This is a genomic window from Allohahella marinimesophila (genome assembly GCF_039538005.1).
GTDB lineage: Bacteria > Pseudomonadota > Gammaproteobacteria > Pseudomonadales > Oleiphilaceae > Allohahella > Allohahella marinimesophila.
The window spans coordinates 253,344-267,708 of record NZ_BAABBO010000009.1 but is presented as its reverse complement, the minus strand read 5'-3'; the positions used below and the strand labels follow the sequence as shown (position 1 = coordinate 267,708).

General features: G+C 56.7%; 16 protein-coding genes. 9 read left to right on the top strand and 7 right to left on the bottom strand.

Translation table 11 applies throughout. The features are described from left to right. The first annotated feature begins 20 nt into the window (after positions 1-20). From ABD735_RS09900 to ABD735_RS09870, 7 genes are all read left to right on the top strand, one after another. On the top strand, positions 21-470 hold the full coding sequence (locus tag ABD735_RS09900) for a DUF899 family protein (protein ID WP_344805856.1): 450 nt from the start codon (positions 21-23) through the stop codon (positions 468-470). A 66-nt stretch (positions 471-536) separates the two neighbouring features. Further along, positions 537-1,391: a DMT family transporter gene (locus tag ABD735_RS09895; protein ID WP_344805854.1), complete on the top strand. Its 855-nt coding sequence runs from the start codon at positions 537-539 to the stop codon at positions 1,389-1,391. A gap of 203 nt (positions 1,392-1,594) precedes the next feature. Continuing rightward, positions 1,595-1,960: an MmcQ/YjbR family DNA-binding protein gene (locus ABD735_RS09890; protein ID WP_344805852.1), complete on the top strand. Its 366-nt coding sequence runs from the start codon at positions 1,595-1,597 to the stop codon at positions 1,958-1,960. Between the two features lie 35 nt (positions 1,961-1,995). Next, entirely contained in the window at positions 1,996-2,553 is a 558-nt protein-coding gene (locus ABD735_RS09885) for a YdeI/OmpD-associated family protein (RefSeq protein WP_344805850.1), read from the top strand. Positions 2,554-2,666: 113 nt separating this feature from the next. Next, positions 2,667-3,089, top strand: a complete 423-nt coding sequence (locus ABD735_RS09880; protein ID WP_344805849.1) for an MAPEG family protein — start codon at positions 2,667-2,669, stop codon at positions 3,087-3,089. Between the two features lie 67 nt (positions 3,090-3,156). Further along, on the top strand, positions 3,157-3,576 hold the full coding sequence (locus ABD735_RS09875) for a GNAT family N-acetyltransferase (RefSeq protein ID WP_344805847.1): 420 nt from the start codon (positions 3,157-3,159) through the stop codon (positions 3,574-3,576). Between the two features lie 51 nt (positions 3,577-3,627). Continuing rightward, positions 3,628-4,080, top strand: coding sequence for a hypothetical protein (locus ABD735_RS09870; RefSeq protein ID WP_344805845.1), 453 nt, complete (start codon positions 3,628-3,630; stop codon positions 4,078-4,080). A gap of 84 nt (positions 4,081-4,164) precedes the next feature. Here the strand turns inward: ABD735_RS09870 and ABD735_RS09865 are convergent, their stop codons facing one another. The 4 genes from ABD735_RS09865 to ABD735_RS09850 form a co-directional block, all read right to left on the bottom strand. Further along, the gene (locus ABD735_RS09865) at positions 4,165-4,752 is read right to left on the bottom strand and encodes a DUF924 family protein (RefSeq protein ID WP_344805843.1); all 588 of its coding nucleotides are present in this window, start codon (positions 4,750-4,752) and stop codon (positions 4,165-4,167) included. Positions 4,753-4,825: 73 nt separating this feature from the next. After that, positions 4,826-6,241 (bottom strand): efflux transporter outer membrane subunit, encoded by a 1,416-nt coding sequence (locus ABD735_RS09860; protein WP_344805841.1) that lies wholly within the window; start codon positions 6,239-6,241, stop codon positions 4,826-4,828. Next, positions 6,238-9,405 (bottom strand): efflux RND transporter permease subunit, encoded by a 3,168-nt coding sequence (locus ABD735_RS09855; protein ID WP_344805839.1) that lies wholly within the window; start codon positions 9,403-9,405, stop codon positions 6,238-6,240. The genes ABD735_RS09860 and ABD735_RS09855 overlap by 4 nt, the downstream gene beginning before the upstream one ends. A 4-nt stretch (positions 9,406-9,409) precedes the next feature. Beyond that, positions 9,410-10,612 (bottom strand): efflux RND transporter periplasmic adaptor subunit, encoded by a 1,203-nt coding sequence (locus ABD735_RS09850; protein ID WP_344805837.1) that lies wholly within the window; start codon positions 10,610-10,612, stop codon positions 9,410-9,412. A gap of 158 nt (positions 10,613-10,770) precedes the next feature. On the opposite strand from ABD735_RS09850, the gene ABD735_RS09845 reads away from it, so the two are divergent. Then, positions 10,771-11,397 (top strand): TetR family transcriptional regulator, encoded by a 627-nt coding sequence (locus ABD735_RS09845; protein ID WP_344805835.1) that lies wholly within the window; start codon positions 10,771-10,773, stop codon positions 11,395-11,397. A 44-nt stretch (positions 11,398-11,441) separates the two neighbouring features. Here the strand turns inward: ABD735_RS09845 and ABD735_RS09840 are convergent, their stop codons facing one another. Both ABD735_RS09840 and ABD735_RS09835 read right to left on the bottom strand, forming a co-directional pair. Continuing rightward, the gene (locus ABD735_RS09840; RefSeq protein WP_344805833.1) at positions 11,442-12,050 is read right to left on the bottom strand and encodes a LysE family translocator; all 609 of its coding nucleotides are present in this window, start codon (positions 12,048-12,050) and stop codon (positions 11,442-11,444) included. A 4-nt stretch (positions 12,051-12,054) separates the two neighbouring features. Continuing rightward, complete coding sequence (locus tag ABD735_RS09835; protein ID WP_344805831.1) at positions 12,055-12,225, bottom strand: DUF1127 domain-containing protein; 171 nt, start codon at positions 12,223-12,225, stop codon at positions 12,055-12,057. Between the two features lie 194 nt (positions 12,226-12,419). Here ABD735_RS09835 and ABD735_RS09830 point away from each other — a divergent pair, with 194 nt between their 5' ends. After that, positions 12,420-13,862 carry an aminotransferase-like domain-containing protein gene (locus tag ABD735_RS09830; protein ID WP_344805829.1) on the top strand — a complete coding sequence of 481 codons (1,443 nt, stop codon included), beginning with the start codon at positions 12,420-12,422 and terminating at the stop codon, positions 13,860-13,862. Here the strand turns inward: ABD735_RS09830 and ABD735_RS09825 are convergent. Next, positions 13,822-14,364 (bottom strand): hypothetical protein, encoded by a 543-nt coding sequence (locus ABD735_RS09825; protein WP_344805827.1) that lies wholly within the window; start codon positions 14,362-14,364, stop codon positions 13,822-13,824. The two genes, ABD735_RS09830 and ABD735_RS09825, sit on opposite strands and share 41 nt — an antisense overlap. Position 14,365 lies beyond the last annotated feature (1 nt).

Below are 14,365 nucleotides of genomic sequence, written 5' to 3'. Positions count from 1 at the left end.
ATTCAAGTAGGAGAAGTGCCATGAAAGAATCAGCAACACCCCGAATCGCCAGTCGTGATGAGTGGGAACAGGCTCGCGCTGAACTGCTCGTGCGTGAAAAGGCGCACACAAAAGCGGGCGATGAGTTAGTCGCAGCTCGCCGACGTCTCCCGATGATGCGGTTGGAACCAGTCACGGTTGTGGGGCCGGAGGGTTCGGGAGATGGGGGCGACCTCCGCTGCTATCTTCGGGTCGGTGACGATGTATTTCAGACCTACGAAACGAAGTGGCGGGGAGTTGAGGCAATGATGCCGAGGCTTCAATTGCTCGACCTGACAGTCTACGGTCGACAGGAGACCTGGGAGGATTCGCCTGCCGGCTGGCCGCAGCAGGATGAGGCTGGTTCGTGGTGGCAGCGTAACGGCCGACCAGTTGCTCAGCTGACGCGTACTAGCAAACAGGAAGAGCAGAGCTGCTGCTCAAACTCATAGCGCCGCTCGCACAATGTTGATCGATACGTCCCCATGGCGGCGGTTGAGTCTGGGCACTCAAAACACATGAAAATGTCCTCACTTCGGCTGGCGGTCACCACACTTGTTGCCATGTTGGCTTTTGCCGGCAATTCCTTGCTGTGTCGGCTGGCGCTGTCCGATGGCTTGATCGACGCTGCGACGTTCACGCTCGTGCGCCTGATGTCGGGCGCACTCATGCTGGTCGCTCTTGTGAGCTGGCAGCGACGGCCGGTCGTCGTAGATGGGAGCTGGCAGTCAGCAACAGCGCTTTTCATCTATGCGGCGGGCTTTTCCTTCGCCTATGTCAGCCTTTCAGCGGCAACCGGAGCATTGCTTTTATTCGGAGCGGTGCAAGCGACCATGATCGGGTACGGGCTCTGGTTGGGTGAAAAGCTGACATTGCGGCAGATTCTGGGAGCGCTACTGGCTATTGCAGGCCTGGTAATTTTGTTGCTCCCAGGGCTTCAGGCGCCGCCCTTGTTTGGTTCCATGCTTATGCTCATGGCCGGTGTTGCCTGGGGCATGTACTCCTTGCGTGGTCGGGGAATGGGGGATCCTACCTTCATCACCATGGGTAACTTTGTTCGTGCGGTGCCAATGGCGGCTGTTTTGAGCGCGCTGTTCATTCAGGATATCGAAGCCGAATGGTCAGGTTTGATTTACGCCGTCGTGTCAGGCGCATTGGCATCTGGTGCCGGATACGCACTCTGGTACGCAGTCTTGCCCCACCTGAAGTCGGTTACAGCAGCGACAGTTCAGTTATCGGTTCCGGTATTGGCTGCTATTGGTGGCGTGGTTTTCCTGGCCGAGCCAATCACACTGAGACTCGGGGTCGCGTCGATGGCTACACTGGGCGGAGTGGCCATGGTCATCTTGAGCAAGCGCAGCGTTGGCAAATAGAAAACGGTAAAAATCAGAGTAGGCCGCCACGCTCTCTGGCGGCGCTGCACCTACCAAAAGGGGCGAACAGTGAGTGACTTATTCAAACTTGGTAAAGGGATATTGGAGAGCTGCGTTGGAGATGGTGAGACGCGTATAGTGGCTGCTGCCCAAGGTCCTATCATCAAGGTCGGCTCGAAGGCATAGCTGGAGAAGAGTTCAGCATGAACTACGAAGAATTCAATGCGCTTTGCCGTGCTTTACCAGCCTCTACTCACGTTGTGCAATGGGGAGGCTCTCACGTCTGGAAAATCGGTAAGAAAGTATTTGCGATCGGCGGCCTGGGAATAGCTGACCAACCCGCCTTCACGTTTAAAACCTCCGATCTCGATTTTCATTTCTTAAGCAGCAAGCCCGGTTTCAGACCGGCCCCATATCTCGCCTCCCGAGGCCTGAAGTGGATACAACAGTATGACGAGTCTTGTCTGGAAGAGGGGGAACTCGAGTACTATCTGAAGGAATCTCACCTCATCGTATCCCTGGGCTTGAGCAAGAAGCTGCAAAAAGAGCTTGGCCTCAATCAGAGCTGACGGCTCGAGTTGCGGCATATTTGGGCAACATCGAAATGAATAAAAATGCAGCCTTTACGGCGCCCCTCCAGCGTCCAAAGGAGACTGGTGTAGAAGAAAACTGGGCGTTTCTGGTCCTGCCCAAGAGTGCCAGCGAATGTCTGCCTCGACGAGGCCGAATTACAGTGGACGGCACACTCAACGGCGCCGCCTTTCGCGAGATGCTCGAACCCGACGGGCAGTTGAGTCATTGGCTCAAGGTGAGTGTTCCGCTGCGTGAAGCCGCAGGCGTGAGCTTCGGTGATCTGGTAAAGGTGGAGATAGTGCCTCTGCAGGAGGAGCCAGACCCTGCTGTGCCAGAGGATTTCGGCAAAGCCCTCGAAGCCAACCCGGAAGCGCACTTGGGCTGGAACAGCACGACGACTCTGGCACGCCTGGACTGGATCCACTGGATGACAAGCGCGAAGCAGAAGAAGACACGTGCAAAGCGTGTCGCTGAAGGATGCGATAAGCTCGCCTCGGGTAAGCGCAGAGTCTGTTGCTTCGATCCGTCCGGCTTCTATAGCAAGGCATTCACCTCACCCCAGCCGGCAGATTCGAAGCCCATAGATTGAGGTGACGGCGCTCTGATAAACCGGGACGCTTGTTATCGAAATCATGGTGTAATACAAAACAAGGTACAAAACTCACGACGTTTTCGACAAAACAACAGGGGCTGAGGAACATCATGGAACATGCACAATACTGGTACGCTGTAGCCACAGTGCTGCTGTTCTTCAAGATGTTCGCCATCTCTGCCTACCAGGGGTTTCATCGGATCACGAAGTTGACCTTCAAGACGCCCGAAGATGCAGCCCTTGTTGGTAGAAAGCCAGCTGAAGACGAATTGCCTCAAGTTCAGAGAGCGGCAAAAGCCTGGATGAATGACCTTGAGAACATCCCTGTCTTTCTGGCGCTCGGGGTAGCTTATGTCTGGGTTGACGCCTCGCCAGAGCTGGCCGTCTGGCTCTTCATGGTATTCATCGGAGCGCGCTACCTGCATACCGTGTGCTATCTCAGCGGCTTGCAGCCATGGCGAACGCTGACCTATACAGTCGGCTTATTGTGTATGTTCGTTATGAGCATTCAGATTCTCGTGGCACTTCTCTAGTCAACGACGGAAACGACTGAAAAGGCCATTATCAAGGCGTTATTCGCTATACGAATGGGTACGAGTGATGAATTATAGACCTGCTACTACCTCTGATGCTTCAGCGCTGATTGGTCTCATGAGTGAGCTCGGTTATGCGCATACCAAAGAGTCAATTGCCGCAAATCTGCAGCGTGTTGAGGATCGTGGCGGTTCTGTATTCGTGGCGATGCAGGAAGGTCTGATAGTGGGCTGCGTTTGCGCGATTATAGATGTTCGCCTGGCTGCTGGTGAGTGCGGCGAAATCGTCAGCTTGGTCGTGTCTGGCGAACACCGAAAGAAAGGCGTAGGCAAGGGACTAATTAAACATGCCGAAGACTGGCTGGGCCACCATACCCACAGTATCAGGGTCCGTGCCGATGTAAAACGAGGTGATGCTCATGAGTTCTACAAAGGGCTGGGCTACGAGGAAGAGAAAAGTCAGAAACTCTTCAGGAAAGTTGTATAACCATGCAACAAACGAGACGAGCGTGTTAGTCCGACCCCAGGCATCATTGATATGGCTCATACTGGTTCCTTTTCCTTAACTACGGCTAAATTGTTTTCATCGGTCATTTATTCGGCCGCTGTTCCAGTCGTTATTGTTCTGGTGGGTGCCATGGTTGCCGGCGTGGAATCGACTACCGGGTTACATATCTGGTTCCGACGCGGAGATCTTGATATCGGCCTGTCATTATTGACTGGAGGAACACTGGTTTTCTTCTATACAACCGGTCTCGTAGTGCGTCTGGAACAACTTATTCGCCCAGGGCTAATTGATCACGTAAGGCAAACATTCATTTTGTACATGGCGGGTATCGTTTTGGGAAGTTGGCTTGTGGTCTGGTATCGGGAGCTAGGTGGAGGGCTCCAATACGGCTATGGGGGCGTCCTCTTCCTCACCATTCTGCAAGGCATCGTTGTGAACGCGCTCACCCTCGCCCACATCAATCGCCGGGCTAAAGGCGCGTAGGCTCCGGGCAGTTTTCGAGTTTCCTGCTGCTTGCCCAGCGGGACCAAAAGTTTAAGACCTTCGGCTGCACAGCATATAGCTGTGCTAGAACGAAGACCCAGGTTCTTTCAGAAAGGTCTGTTCATCAGCCGTAGATGCTCGACCAAGTAAATCGTTGCGATGAGGATAGCGTCCGAATCGATCTATGATGTCCTTATGGCGCTTCTCAAATTTGAGATTGTATTCAAGGCCAGTCTGGTCAAATAGCTGAATAGCTTCTTCATGAATCAAGGCTGATTCGCTGTGCATGTACGGCATGTAGAAGAAGCTTCGTAGCCGCGGCTCGACTCGCTGGTCTGCTTGCATTTGCACCGCTTGTTGCGCAAGGGCGAGCGCTAGCGCATCTGCTTCGAAAGCCCGTGCCGAATCCCGATAAAGGTTCCTCGCAAACTGGTCGAGCAGAATGATTTCTGCCAGCCGGCCCAGCGCGCTCGTATCGGCATCCTCTGCTTCCCGCCATCGCCAGCACTCACAGCGTCGAGCCTGCTCATGCAGATCACCAAAGCGTTTGCGGATGTCATCATCGAGCCGCTTGCTCTTCTTGAACCAGTCCTTTTCGTCCAGTTCGTCGAACCAATATGTCAGCACTGAAACGGCTTCGGCTGGCAGCCCGGCCGCGCGCTCTTCAATCATCCTGTTACCTGTCCGGTGGCCTCGTCATGCTTCGTACAATAATAACAACGGGGGTCGCGAGCAAGACTGCTGTTCAGGTACCTCGGTTCAAGGCCACCCGCGTTTCGTCACTGCTACCGCCGCCAAGGGCACGATATAAGGTGATTCGGTTGATGAGTTTGCCGTAGGTGACATCTACCAGGTTCTGCCGCGCTGCTAGCAGTTCTCGCCGAGCGTCCAGCACGGCCAGATAATCGTCCGCACCATTCTCGTAACGCGCTTCCGCCAGCTCGAGGGTCCGTTGAAGCGCAGTTACCAGGTCGGTCTGCGCTTGTTCCTGTTCGCTCAGGAACTCCCGTGCCGACAGTGCATCCGCTACGTCCTGAAAGGCCAATTCAATCGCTTGCTCATAGCGAATCACTGACTGTTCTTTGCGAATTTCTGCCACATTCAGGTTGGCCTGTAGTCGACCGGCCGTGAAGATGGGCAGGTTGACGCTGGGCATGAAAGACCATGTGCCCGACCCACTCCCGAACAGACCGGACAGATCAGCGCTGGCAGTGCCTGCTGAGCCCGTCAGGTTGATGCTGGGGTAGAAGGCGGCGCGCGCCGCGCCGATATTGGCATTGGCGGCTCTCAAGGCATATTCGGCTTGCCGGATGTCCGGGCGTTGCAAAAGCACCGACGAATGCAGACCATCAGGCACCTCGGGCAACAGGACCACGGCGGAGTCAACCAGATCACCCTCCGGCAAGGTCGGAATGGCTCCGCTCACGAGTATCCTCAATGCATTTCGGTCCTCGGCCACCCTGCGGCGGAATTGCGCGCGATTGACGCGGGCAGTGTCCAGCACGATTTGCGCCTGGTGGACTTCCAGCTCGGAACTCAGCCCGGCATCGTAACGCTGGGAAATCAGCTGTGCGAATTCCTGCTGGCCGGTCACCGTTTCCTCATTGATGCGCAGCTTCTGCTGATCCGCGAGCAGGTTCAGATAGGCATTCGCCACTTCCGATACCAGGGTAATCTGCGCGCTGTAGCGAGCTTCCTCGGTCGCCAGGTAAGACTGCAGCGCAGCTTCTTCCAGGCTGCCCACGCGGCCAAACAGGTCCAGTTCGTACGAAGCAACACCGAGGCCAACGCTGTACTGGCTCGAAACGGTACTGTCGCCGGTGCTGCTCAGGTTTGCAGGCAAACGCTGGCGGATACCGTCAGCAGAGGCGCTGATGTCGGGAAACAGCGCTGATTCAGCGATGCCATATCTGGCTCGCGCTTCGGCGACATCCAGCATGACCAGACGCAGATCCCGGTTGTTAGTCAATGCAGTGCGGATCAGTGACCGCAGCTGCGGGTCCTGAAACAGGGACTCCCAGTCTGGCAGTGTCAGCTGATCCGAACGAGCGTTGCCACTGCCCACGACCTGCGGCACTGGAGATTCCGGGGTCTGATACTCAGGGATCATGCTGCAGCCGCCCAGCAGCGCCACTGCAAACGTGCTGACGATCAACTTCATGAGCGAGCCTCCTGTTGTCCCAGTGCCAGGTTGTCTTCGGAATTTTCGTCTGCTGTCTTGTTGGCCAAGGGAACCCCCGACACACGCCGTACCAGCACGTAGAACAGCGGAATGAAGAAGATGGCCAGCACCGTGGCCGCCACAACACCGCCGAACACGCCAGTACCGATAGCGTTACGCGCGCCGGAGCCAGCGCCTGTGCTGAGCATCAGTGGTGTAACACCCATTCCGAAGGCAAGGGAGGTCATCAATATCGGGCGCAGCCGCATCCGTGTAGCTTCGAGCGTGGCCTTGAGCAGACCGCGGCCCTGCTTTTCCAGCTCCAGTGCGAATTCAGCGATCAGGATGGCGTTCTTGGCCGACAGGCCGACTGTCGTCAGCAAGCCCACCTGGAAGAACACATCGTTGGACAGACCTCGGAACTGGGCGGCCAATACGGCACCGATAATGCCCAAGGGCACCACGAGCATGACCGCAAACGGAATCGACCAGCTTTCATACAGCGCTGCAAGGCAAAGAAAAACGATTAATAACGACAGGGCATACAACAGTGGCGCCTGGCTACCGGCCTCCTTTTCCTGATATGAAAGACCAGTCCATTCAAAGCCGAACCCACCGGGTAGCTCAGCGGCCAGTTGCTCCATCACCGCCATGGCGTCACCGGTACTGAAACCTGGCGCCGCGTTGCCCTGGATGTTCATGGACGAGACGCCGCTGTACCTTTGCAACTGCTGCGGACCTTCGATCCACTCCCCTTCAGCGAAACTGGAGAATGGCACCATCTCGCCATCGCCGTTGCGCACGTACCAATTGTCGATGTCCTCGGGCAGCATGCGGTAAGCCGCGTCAGCCTGGATATAGACCCGCTTGATACGGCCCCGATCAGTGAAGTCGTTGACGTAGCTCGAGCCCCAGGCGACTGAGAGCGTGGTGTTGATGTCAGCCAGAGAGACACCCATGGCACTGGCTTTCTGGCGGTCTACGTCCAGGCGGTACTGGGGCGAGTCGGGCAGCCCGCTGTAGCGGACCTGGGTGAGCGCCGGGTTCTGGTTGGCCTCCATCAGTAGCGTGTTGGTTGCCTCCACCAGGGCGTGATGACCCTTGCCACCCCGGTCCTGCAGCTGAAAATTGAAGCCGCTGGCCACACCCAGCGCAGGGATGGCCGGTGGATTGAGCGCGAAAATGACCGCCTCACGCACCTGGGAGAACGCGCCCATGGCACGTTTGATTATGGCCGGCGCGTCATCCTGCTCAAGATCCCGCTCACCCCAGTCTTTAAGGCGGATAAATGCCAGACCTGAATTCTGGCCCCGGCCGGCGAAGCTGAAGCCGGCAACGGTAAATACTGAACTGACCACTTCCGACTCGTTCACCAGAAAGTGCTGCTCCAACTTCTTCAGCACCTCGATGGTCTGCGCCTGAGTCGATCCAACGGGCAGTTGAACCTGGGCCAGCAGGATGCCTTGGTCTTCCTCAGGCAGAAACGCCGAAGGCAGCCGCATGAAACTGAACGCCAGTACCCCGACAATCGCAACGTACATCAGTATGTAACGACCCCAGCCGGCAATCATCCTGCCGACGCGACTCTCATAGCGACTGGTGGCTTTCTCGAAACTGCGGTTGAACCAGCCGAAGAAGCCGCCCTTGGTCTGGTGATCACCCTTGTGTGGCTTGAGCATGGTGGCGCAAAGTGCCGGCGTCAGCACCAGGGCCACGATGACCGACAGAACCATGGCCGAGACGATGGTGATTGAAAACTGTCGGTAGATCGCGCCGGTAGACCCGGGGAAGAAAGCCATAGGCACGAAGACCGCGGAGAGCACAAGCGCGATGCCTACCAACGCGCCGGTGATCTGCCTCATCGATTTACGAGTGGCCTCGACCGCCCCAAGCCCTTTTTCTGCCATGACCCGCTCGACGTTTTCCACCACCACGATGGCGTCGTCGACCAGCAAACCAATGGCCAGCACCATGCCGAACATGGTCAGGGTGTTGACCGTGAAACCGAAGGCGTACAGCACCGCGAACGTGCCTAGCAATACAACCGGGACGGCAATGGTCGGAATCAGGGTGGCGCGAAAGTTTTGTAGAAACAGGTACATCACCAGGAATACCAGAGCGATGCCTTCGAACAGTGTCTTCACCACCTCCACGATAGACACCTGAACGAATGGTGTGGTGTCGTAGGGGTAGGCGACCTCCAGGCTATCAGGGAAATAGGCACTCAGTTCTTCAATGCGTGAACGAACGCTGCTGGCCGTATCAAGGGCATTTGCGCCTGAAGCGAGATTGATACCGAGGCCTGACGCTGGCTTGCCGTTGAACCGACCCTGGGTTGAGTAATCCTCTGAACCAAGCTCTATGCGCGCAACATCGTTGAGGCGCACCCTCGATCCGTCGGGCGTCACCTTGAGCAGGATCTCTCCGAACTGTTCAGGTGTTTCCAGCAAGGTCTGCACCACGATGGACGCGTTCAACTGCTGCTCTTCCACCGATGGCGTACCGCCAATCTGGCCGCCAGCGACCTGATTATTCTGTACCGAAATGGCCGACGCGACCTCTGCCGGCGTCAGCTTGTACTGATTCAGCTGGTCCGGATTCAGCCAGACACGCAAGGCGTATTGCGAGCCGAACAGTCTGGTTTGGCCTACACCCTGAACACGGGCAAGCGGATCCTGAATATTTGCACCAACATAATCGGCGATATCTGCCCGGCTCATGCTGCCATCAGTGGATGTGAACGCAGCCACCATGAGGAAGGTGTCGGATGATTTGCTCACCCGCACACCCTGCTGCTGAACGACCTGAGGAAGGCGCGGCGTTGCGAGCTGCAGCTTGTTCTGCACCTGGACTTGCGCGATATCGGGATCGGTACCGGCGTCGAAAGTCAGCGTGATTTGCGCATTGCCCGCAGAGTCACTGGTCGAAGACATGTATAGCAGATTGTCGATGCCGTTCATCTGTTGCTCAATCACCTGTGTGACCGAGTTTTCAACGGCTTCTGAAGACGCACCGGGGTAGGTCGCCGCAATGGTGACAGCCGGCGGCGCTACTGTGGGGTACTGCTCAACGGGTAGATTGACGATCGAAAGTGCCCCTGCCAACATCATGACGATGGCAATAACCCAGGCGAAAATAGGTCTGTCGATAAAGAACTGTGCCATCTGATTAGCCCCGCTTTGCGTCAGAAGTCGGAGTGGTGGTATTAGCTGGCGGCGTGGAGGCCTGCTCGGCTGCGATGTCGACCGGCGAGACCGGACCGCCAGCCCGAATCTTCTGCAGACCGTCTACGATCAGACGATCACCGGCCTTCAGGCCGTCGCTGACGAGCCACTGGTTGCCAACCGCTTTCCGCGTTGTCACGTTGCGCTTCTCGACAGTGTCGTTCTCGCCTATGACCAGCGCAGTGGCCTGACCATTCGGCTCTCTGGCAATGCTTTTCTGCGGTACCAATATGGCGTTGGCACGCTGCCCTTGCGGCAAACGGGCGCGCACGAAAAGGCCGGGCAACAAAGTACCGTCCGGGTTAGGAAAAAGTGCTCGCAGGGTCACGGAGCCGGTAGCTTCGTCAACCGAATACTCCGAGAACTGCAATGTGCCTTTGTGTGCATAGACCTCGCCATTCTGCATGGCCAAGGTGACTGCGGCACGATCCTCTCCAAGCGTTTCAAGCTCACCGCTAGCCATCGCCGCCCTCAGCGCCTGTAGGTCGTCATATGACTGGGTGAGGTCGACATAGATGGGGTCGAGTTGGCGAATGGTGACCAGAGAAGTGGTCTGATTGGCTGTGACCAGTGCGCCGGCAGTCACTGCCGAGCGGCCGATACGACCACTGATCGGGGCGTCGATGGTGGTGTAATCGAGATTGATTTGTACGGTCGCGACTGCAGCCTCGGCGGCAGCCAGCTGCGCATTGCCAGCATTTCGGGTGGCGCGGGCTTCATCCAGCATCTGCCGGCTGACCGCGCCAGTGTTGATCAGCTTTTCATAGCGTTTGGCGGTAAGCTCGGCAGATTCCAGGTTTGCTCGGGCATTGGCCACATCCGCCTTGGCACTATCCAACGCTGCCCGATAAAGCTTGTCGTCCAGCTGATACAAAGCCTGGCCAGCTTCCACTGTCTGGCCTTCGTCGAACAGACGCTTCGTGATGATTCCGGTGACCTGAGGGCGCACTTCGGCGACCTGGTATGGCGTGGTCCGCCCAGACAGCTCGTTCACCAGCGTGAACGGACGTTCATCTACAGTGATAAAACCAGCCTGCGGCGCTGGCTGCTTGCCAGCGACTGGCGTCGCCTCCTCTTGACCACCACAGGCGGCTACCAGCGTGGATATGGTCAGCAATAACATCAGGGATCGCATAGAATGGCGCATCTGAAAAACCTCAATCGAACAAGAAAACGCGCCGGGTCTCGTGGCCGCCGGACGCGTGTGAGCAAAGATCATTAAATCGTGGACGACAATATACATACATTCGTGTATGTATGTATAGTAGATTATTGTAGCCTCGGCGTTCATTCACAGGAGTTCGTATGGTTCGACGCACCAAAGAAGATGCACAGAAAACACGGGAGTTGCTGATAGAGGCTGCTGAACGGGTGTTCTATGAGAAAGGCGTGTCGCGAACGTCGCTCAATGATATCGCCCAGGCGGCAGACGTCACGCGGGGGGCTATATATTGGCATTTCAAGAACAAGCACGACGTGTTCGAAGCCATCATGGAGCGCCTGCAAACGCCACTGGAACTATTGCACGAAGCAATCGAGAACTCGAATGAGCCCGACCCTCTTGGCCGCTTACGCGAGTTTCTAATCTACCTGACCCGCGAAATGATGCGTGATCCACGCCGCCGTCGGGTGTACGAGATTATATTCATGAAGTGCGAAATGACTGAGGAAAACGAGCCACTGGCTGCCCGTCACAGACAGAACTTCCTCGACAGCTCGATTCGTATCCAGACGGTTCTCGTGAATGCCAGAAGCCACGGCCAGTTGCCGGCAGATATAGATATTGGCCAGGCAATCATCCACCTGCACGTCCAGCTCACTGGACTCATTTACCTGTGGCTGCTGCTGCCAGACGTATTTGATTTTGAAACGGAGTCCGAGCGGGTCATAAATGCGTACTTTTATTCGCTTCAGCACTCATTCAGTGCTTGATCTGGACGGCCTCGTTGGGCCAAGCCAATCCACTCGCCACGGCGCTAGACGATAGTGACAACCGATGCCACGAGCAAGATCGCCATGGTCCAGTTGAACAGGCGGCGCTTTACCGGATCGGCCAGCAGCTTGCGAAGCGAATAGCCGAACACCAGCCAGATCGCGACACAGGGGTGCGCGCAAACGAGCAGCACCGTAGCGATAACGGCCACCTGAAGAAATAACGATTGATCACCTGTAGTAAAAGCGGCAATGGCCCCGATGGAAATGATCCAGGCTTTTGGGTTGACCCACTGGAAGAGCATGGCCTGAAAGAAAGTCAGTGGCGTTCCGGCCGAAACAGCCTCGCCATCGATGTCGTTGCGGGCCGGTGGTGCAGCATTGGCTATCTTCCAGGCCAGAAACAGCAGATAGCCGACACCAAGCACTTTCACACCGGTGTGCAGCCAGTCATATTCGGAGAACAGCGCGCCGAGGCCCATGCCCACTGAAAACACAAGCACTGCCGTGCCAATACAGATTCCGAAGAAGTGCGGCAGTGAGCGGCGAATACCAAAATTCAGCCCTGAGGTCATGATCATGATGTTGTTCGGGCCGGGCGTACCGGTCATCGTTATGGCAAACAGCACGATCGCCAGGAGCGTTTCGGTCATGGGATCAATCTACCCAGAATGGCTTTGACAGCTCGTGTCTCCGCGCGAGGGCATCGATACCGATATCCTGCAGCAGATGTTCAGGCAGTCTGGCCAGCTCCCTTCGGCTTCGTTGAGTCTGGACCCAGTGGCGAAGCGTCGTGAAGTGGGGAATCAATCGGCGTATACGTGGCATGTCTGGATCTCCTCTGTCAAATGAACTTGAGATACCAGAATAGACTTGTCCGTTGTTTCGTAACAGATGTAGAGTAACGATATTGTGACCGGTACAGATTGAGAACTGATGAATCTGTACCGGTCGTATTTTGATCATCTGTATCGGTCTAACGCCAATCTGTACCGGTAGCCATGTGTCACGGTGAATCTGTTATGGAATCCAACCTCTATTCAAAGATCGCCGAGCATGTGCGTGACCAGATCCGTCACGGTCTGTTCGATGCCGGTGACAAGCTGCCTTCAGTGCGCACACTCGCCAAACAGCAGCAGGTGAGTATTGCCACCGTCAACAGCGCCTATACCCTGCTCGAAAGCCGTGGACTCATCGAGTCGCGGCCGAAGTCGGGCTATTACGTGCTGCGCACGACTGAGGATAAACTCAAGCAGCCAACGCAGATCCGCAGCCTGCCCAAGCCTCGTCCCGCCAATATCTCCCAGCTCATCATGCAGGTGCAGCGCGATGCTGCAGCGAGAAATGGTCTGACCATGAGCTCGGCCATCCCCAACCTGGACTTTCCCATCGTCGGCTTGATGAAAAAGACTTTCACACGGATTGCCCGTCAACGCGGTTATCTCGGAAACGGTTACGACTCACCGGAAGGTCTGCCGGCCTTCAGGCAGCAGATCGCCCGCCGCGCTATCGATGCCGGGGTGTATGTGTCGCCGGATGAAATCATCACCACGGCCGGCTGCCAGAACGCGATGGCCCTGTGCCTGCAGGTCCTGACCAAACCTGGCGATATCGTGGCGGTAGAATCACCGGCGTACTATGGGCTGTTGCAGCTGATACAGGCCTACGGCCTTCGGGCCATGGAAATTCCCTCTAACCCGCAGACGGGTATGAGTCTGGAGGCGCTGAAGCTCGCCCTGCACGAGTGGCCGGTGAAGGCCGTCATGACCGTGGGCACCTTTTCCAACCCCATGGGTACGCTCATGCCGGACGAGCACAAGCGCGAGCTGGTGGCACTGCTGGAGCGGCATGATGTCGCACTGGTGGAAGACGATATTTATGGTGAACTACAGTTCGGTGAAGTTCGGCCTAAAGCCATCAAGGCTTATGATACCGGCGGCCGCGTGCTGCTGTGCTCTTCATTGTCGAAGACGGTAGATCCGCAGCTACGACTGGGCTGGGTCATGCCTGGCCGCTATCTGGATCAGATTACCCATCAGAAGTTCGTCAACTCGATTGCCAGCCCGACGCTACCACAACTGGTCATGACCGAGATCCTGTCGATGGGCGCCTTCGACAAGCATCTCAGGCTGGCGCGCGAGACCTATCGACAGCGCTTTGAGCGGCTGACCGAGCTGGTGAATGAACACTTCCCGCCGGAGACGAGAATGTCGAAGCCGCAGGGCGGGCTGGTGGCCTGGCTGGAGCTACCGAAGATCGTCGATGCCACGGCGCTGTACCACAAGGCCCACGACCACGGCATCCTGTTTGCCCCTGGCGAAATGTTTTCGGTGTCCGGCCACTATCGAAACTGCCTGCGCCTGAGCTATGCCCAGGGCTGGAGCCGTGAGCGTGAGCAGGCCATCGCGCTGCTCGGACACTGGGTCAGCGAACTGGCTCGTAGTCCCAGTCACTCTGCTGCATGAGTTCGAGCGACGCTTCGATGTCGTCGAGGCGATACGGAGGCAGGGGGCGGAATTCGAACTGGGCGTAAATCACCGCGCTCTTCTGCGACTGGCTGATAACCAGCTCCTGTGCAAGCACGGTGACCTCGCCCTTGCGCAGTACGAAGGGCGTACTGGTCACAAATGAAGACTGCCGCTCGCCAGTGGAGCGCAGGTGTGGGTCGACCTGCCGGGTGATGCCGGTAATGATGTAACGGCCTGGAGGAATCGATGTGATGAGCTGATAGCTGTCGGCATTCAGATCGACCACGATGGGTTCAGGCAGCTTCTGCCAGTCGTTCATCGACAGTGAATACTCGGTGAGTTCCAGCTCGTAGCGACCGCCCCAGCCACTGAAGGATTCGTTGGTACTGAGCAAGGGCAATACAAATACACTGCTGGTACTCTCCCTGTCCGGCAGACTGCTGCAGCCGCCCATGAGCAGCGCTGCTGTTACCAGCAGCGTGCGAATGAAGGTCGACATG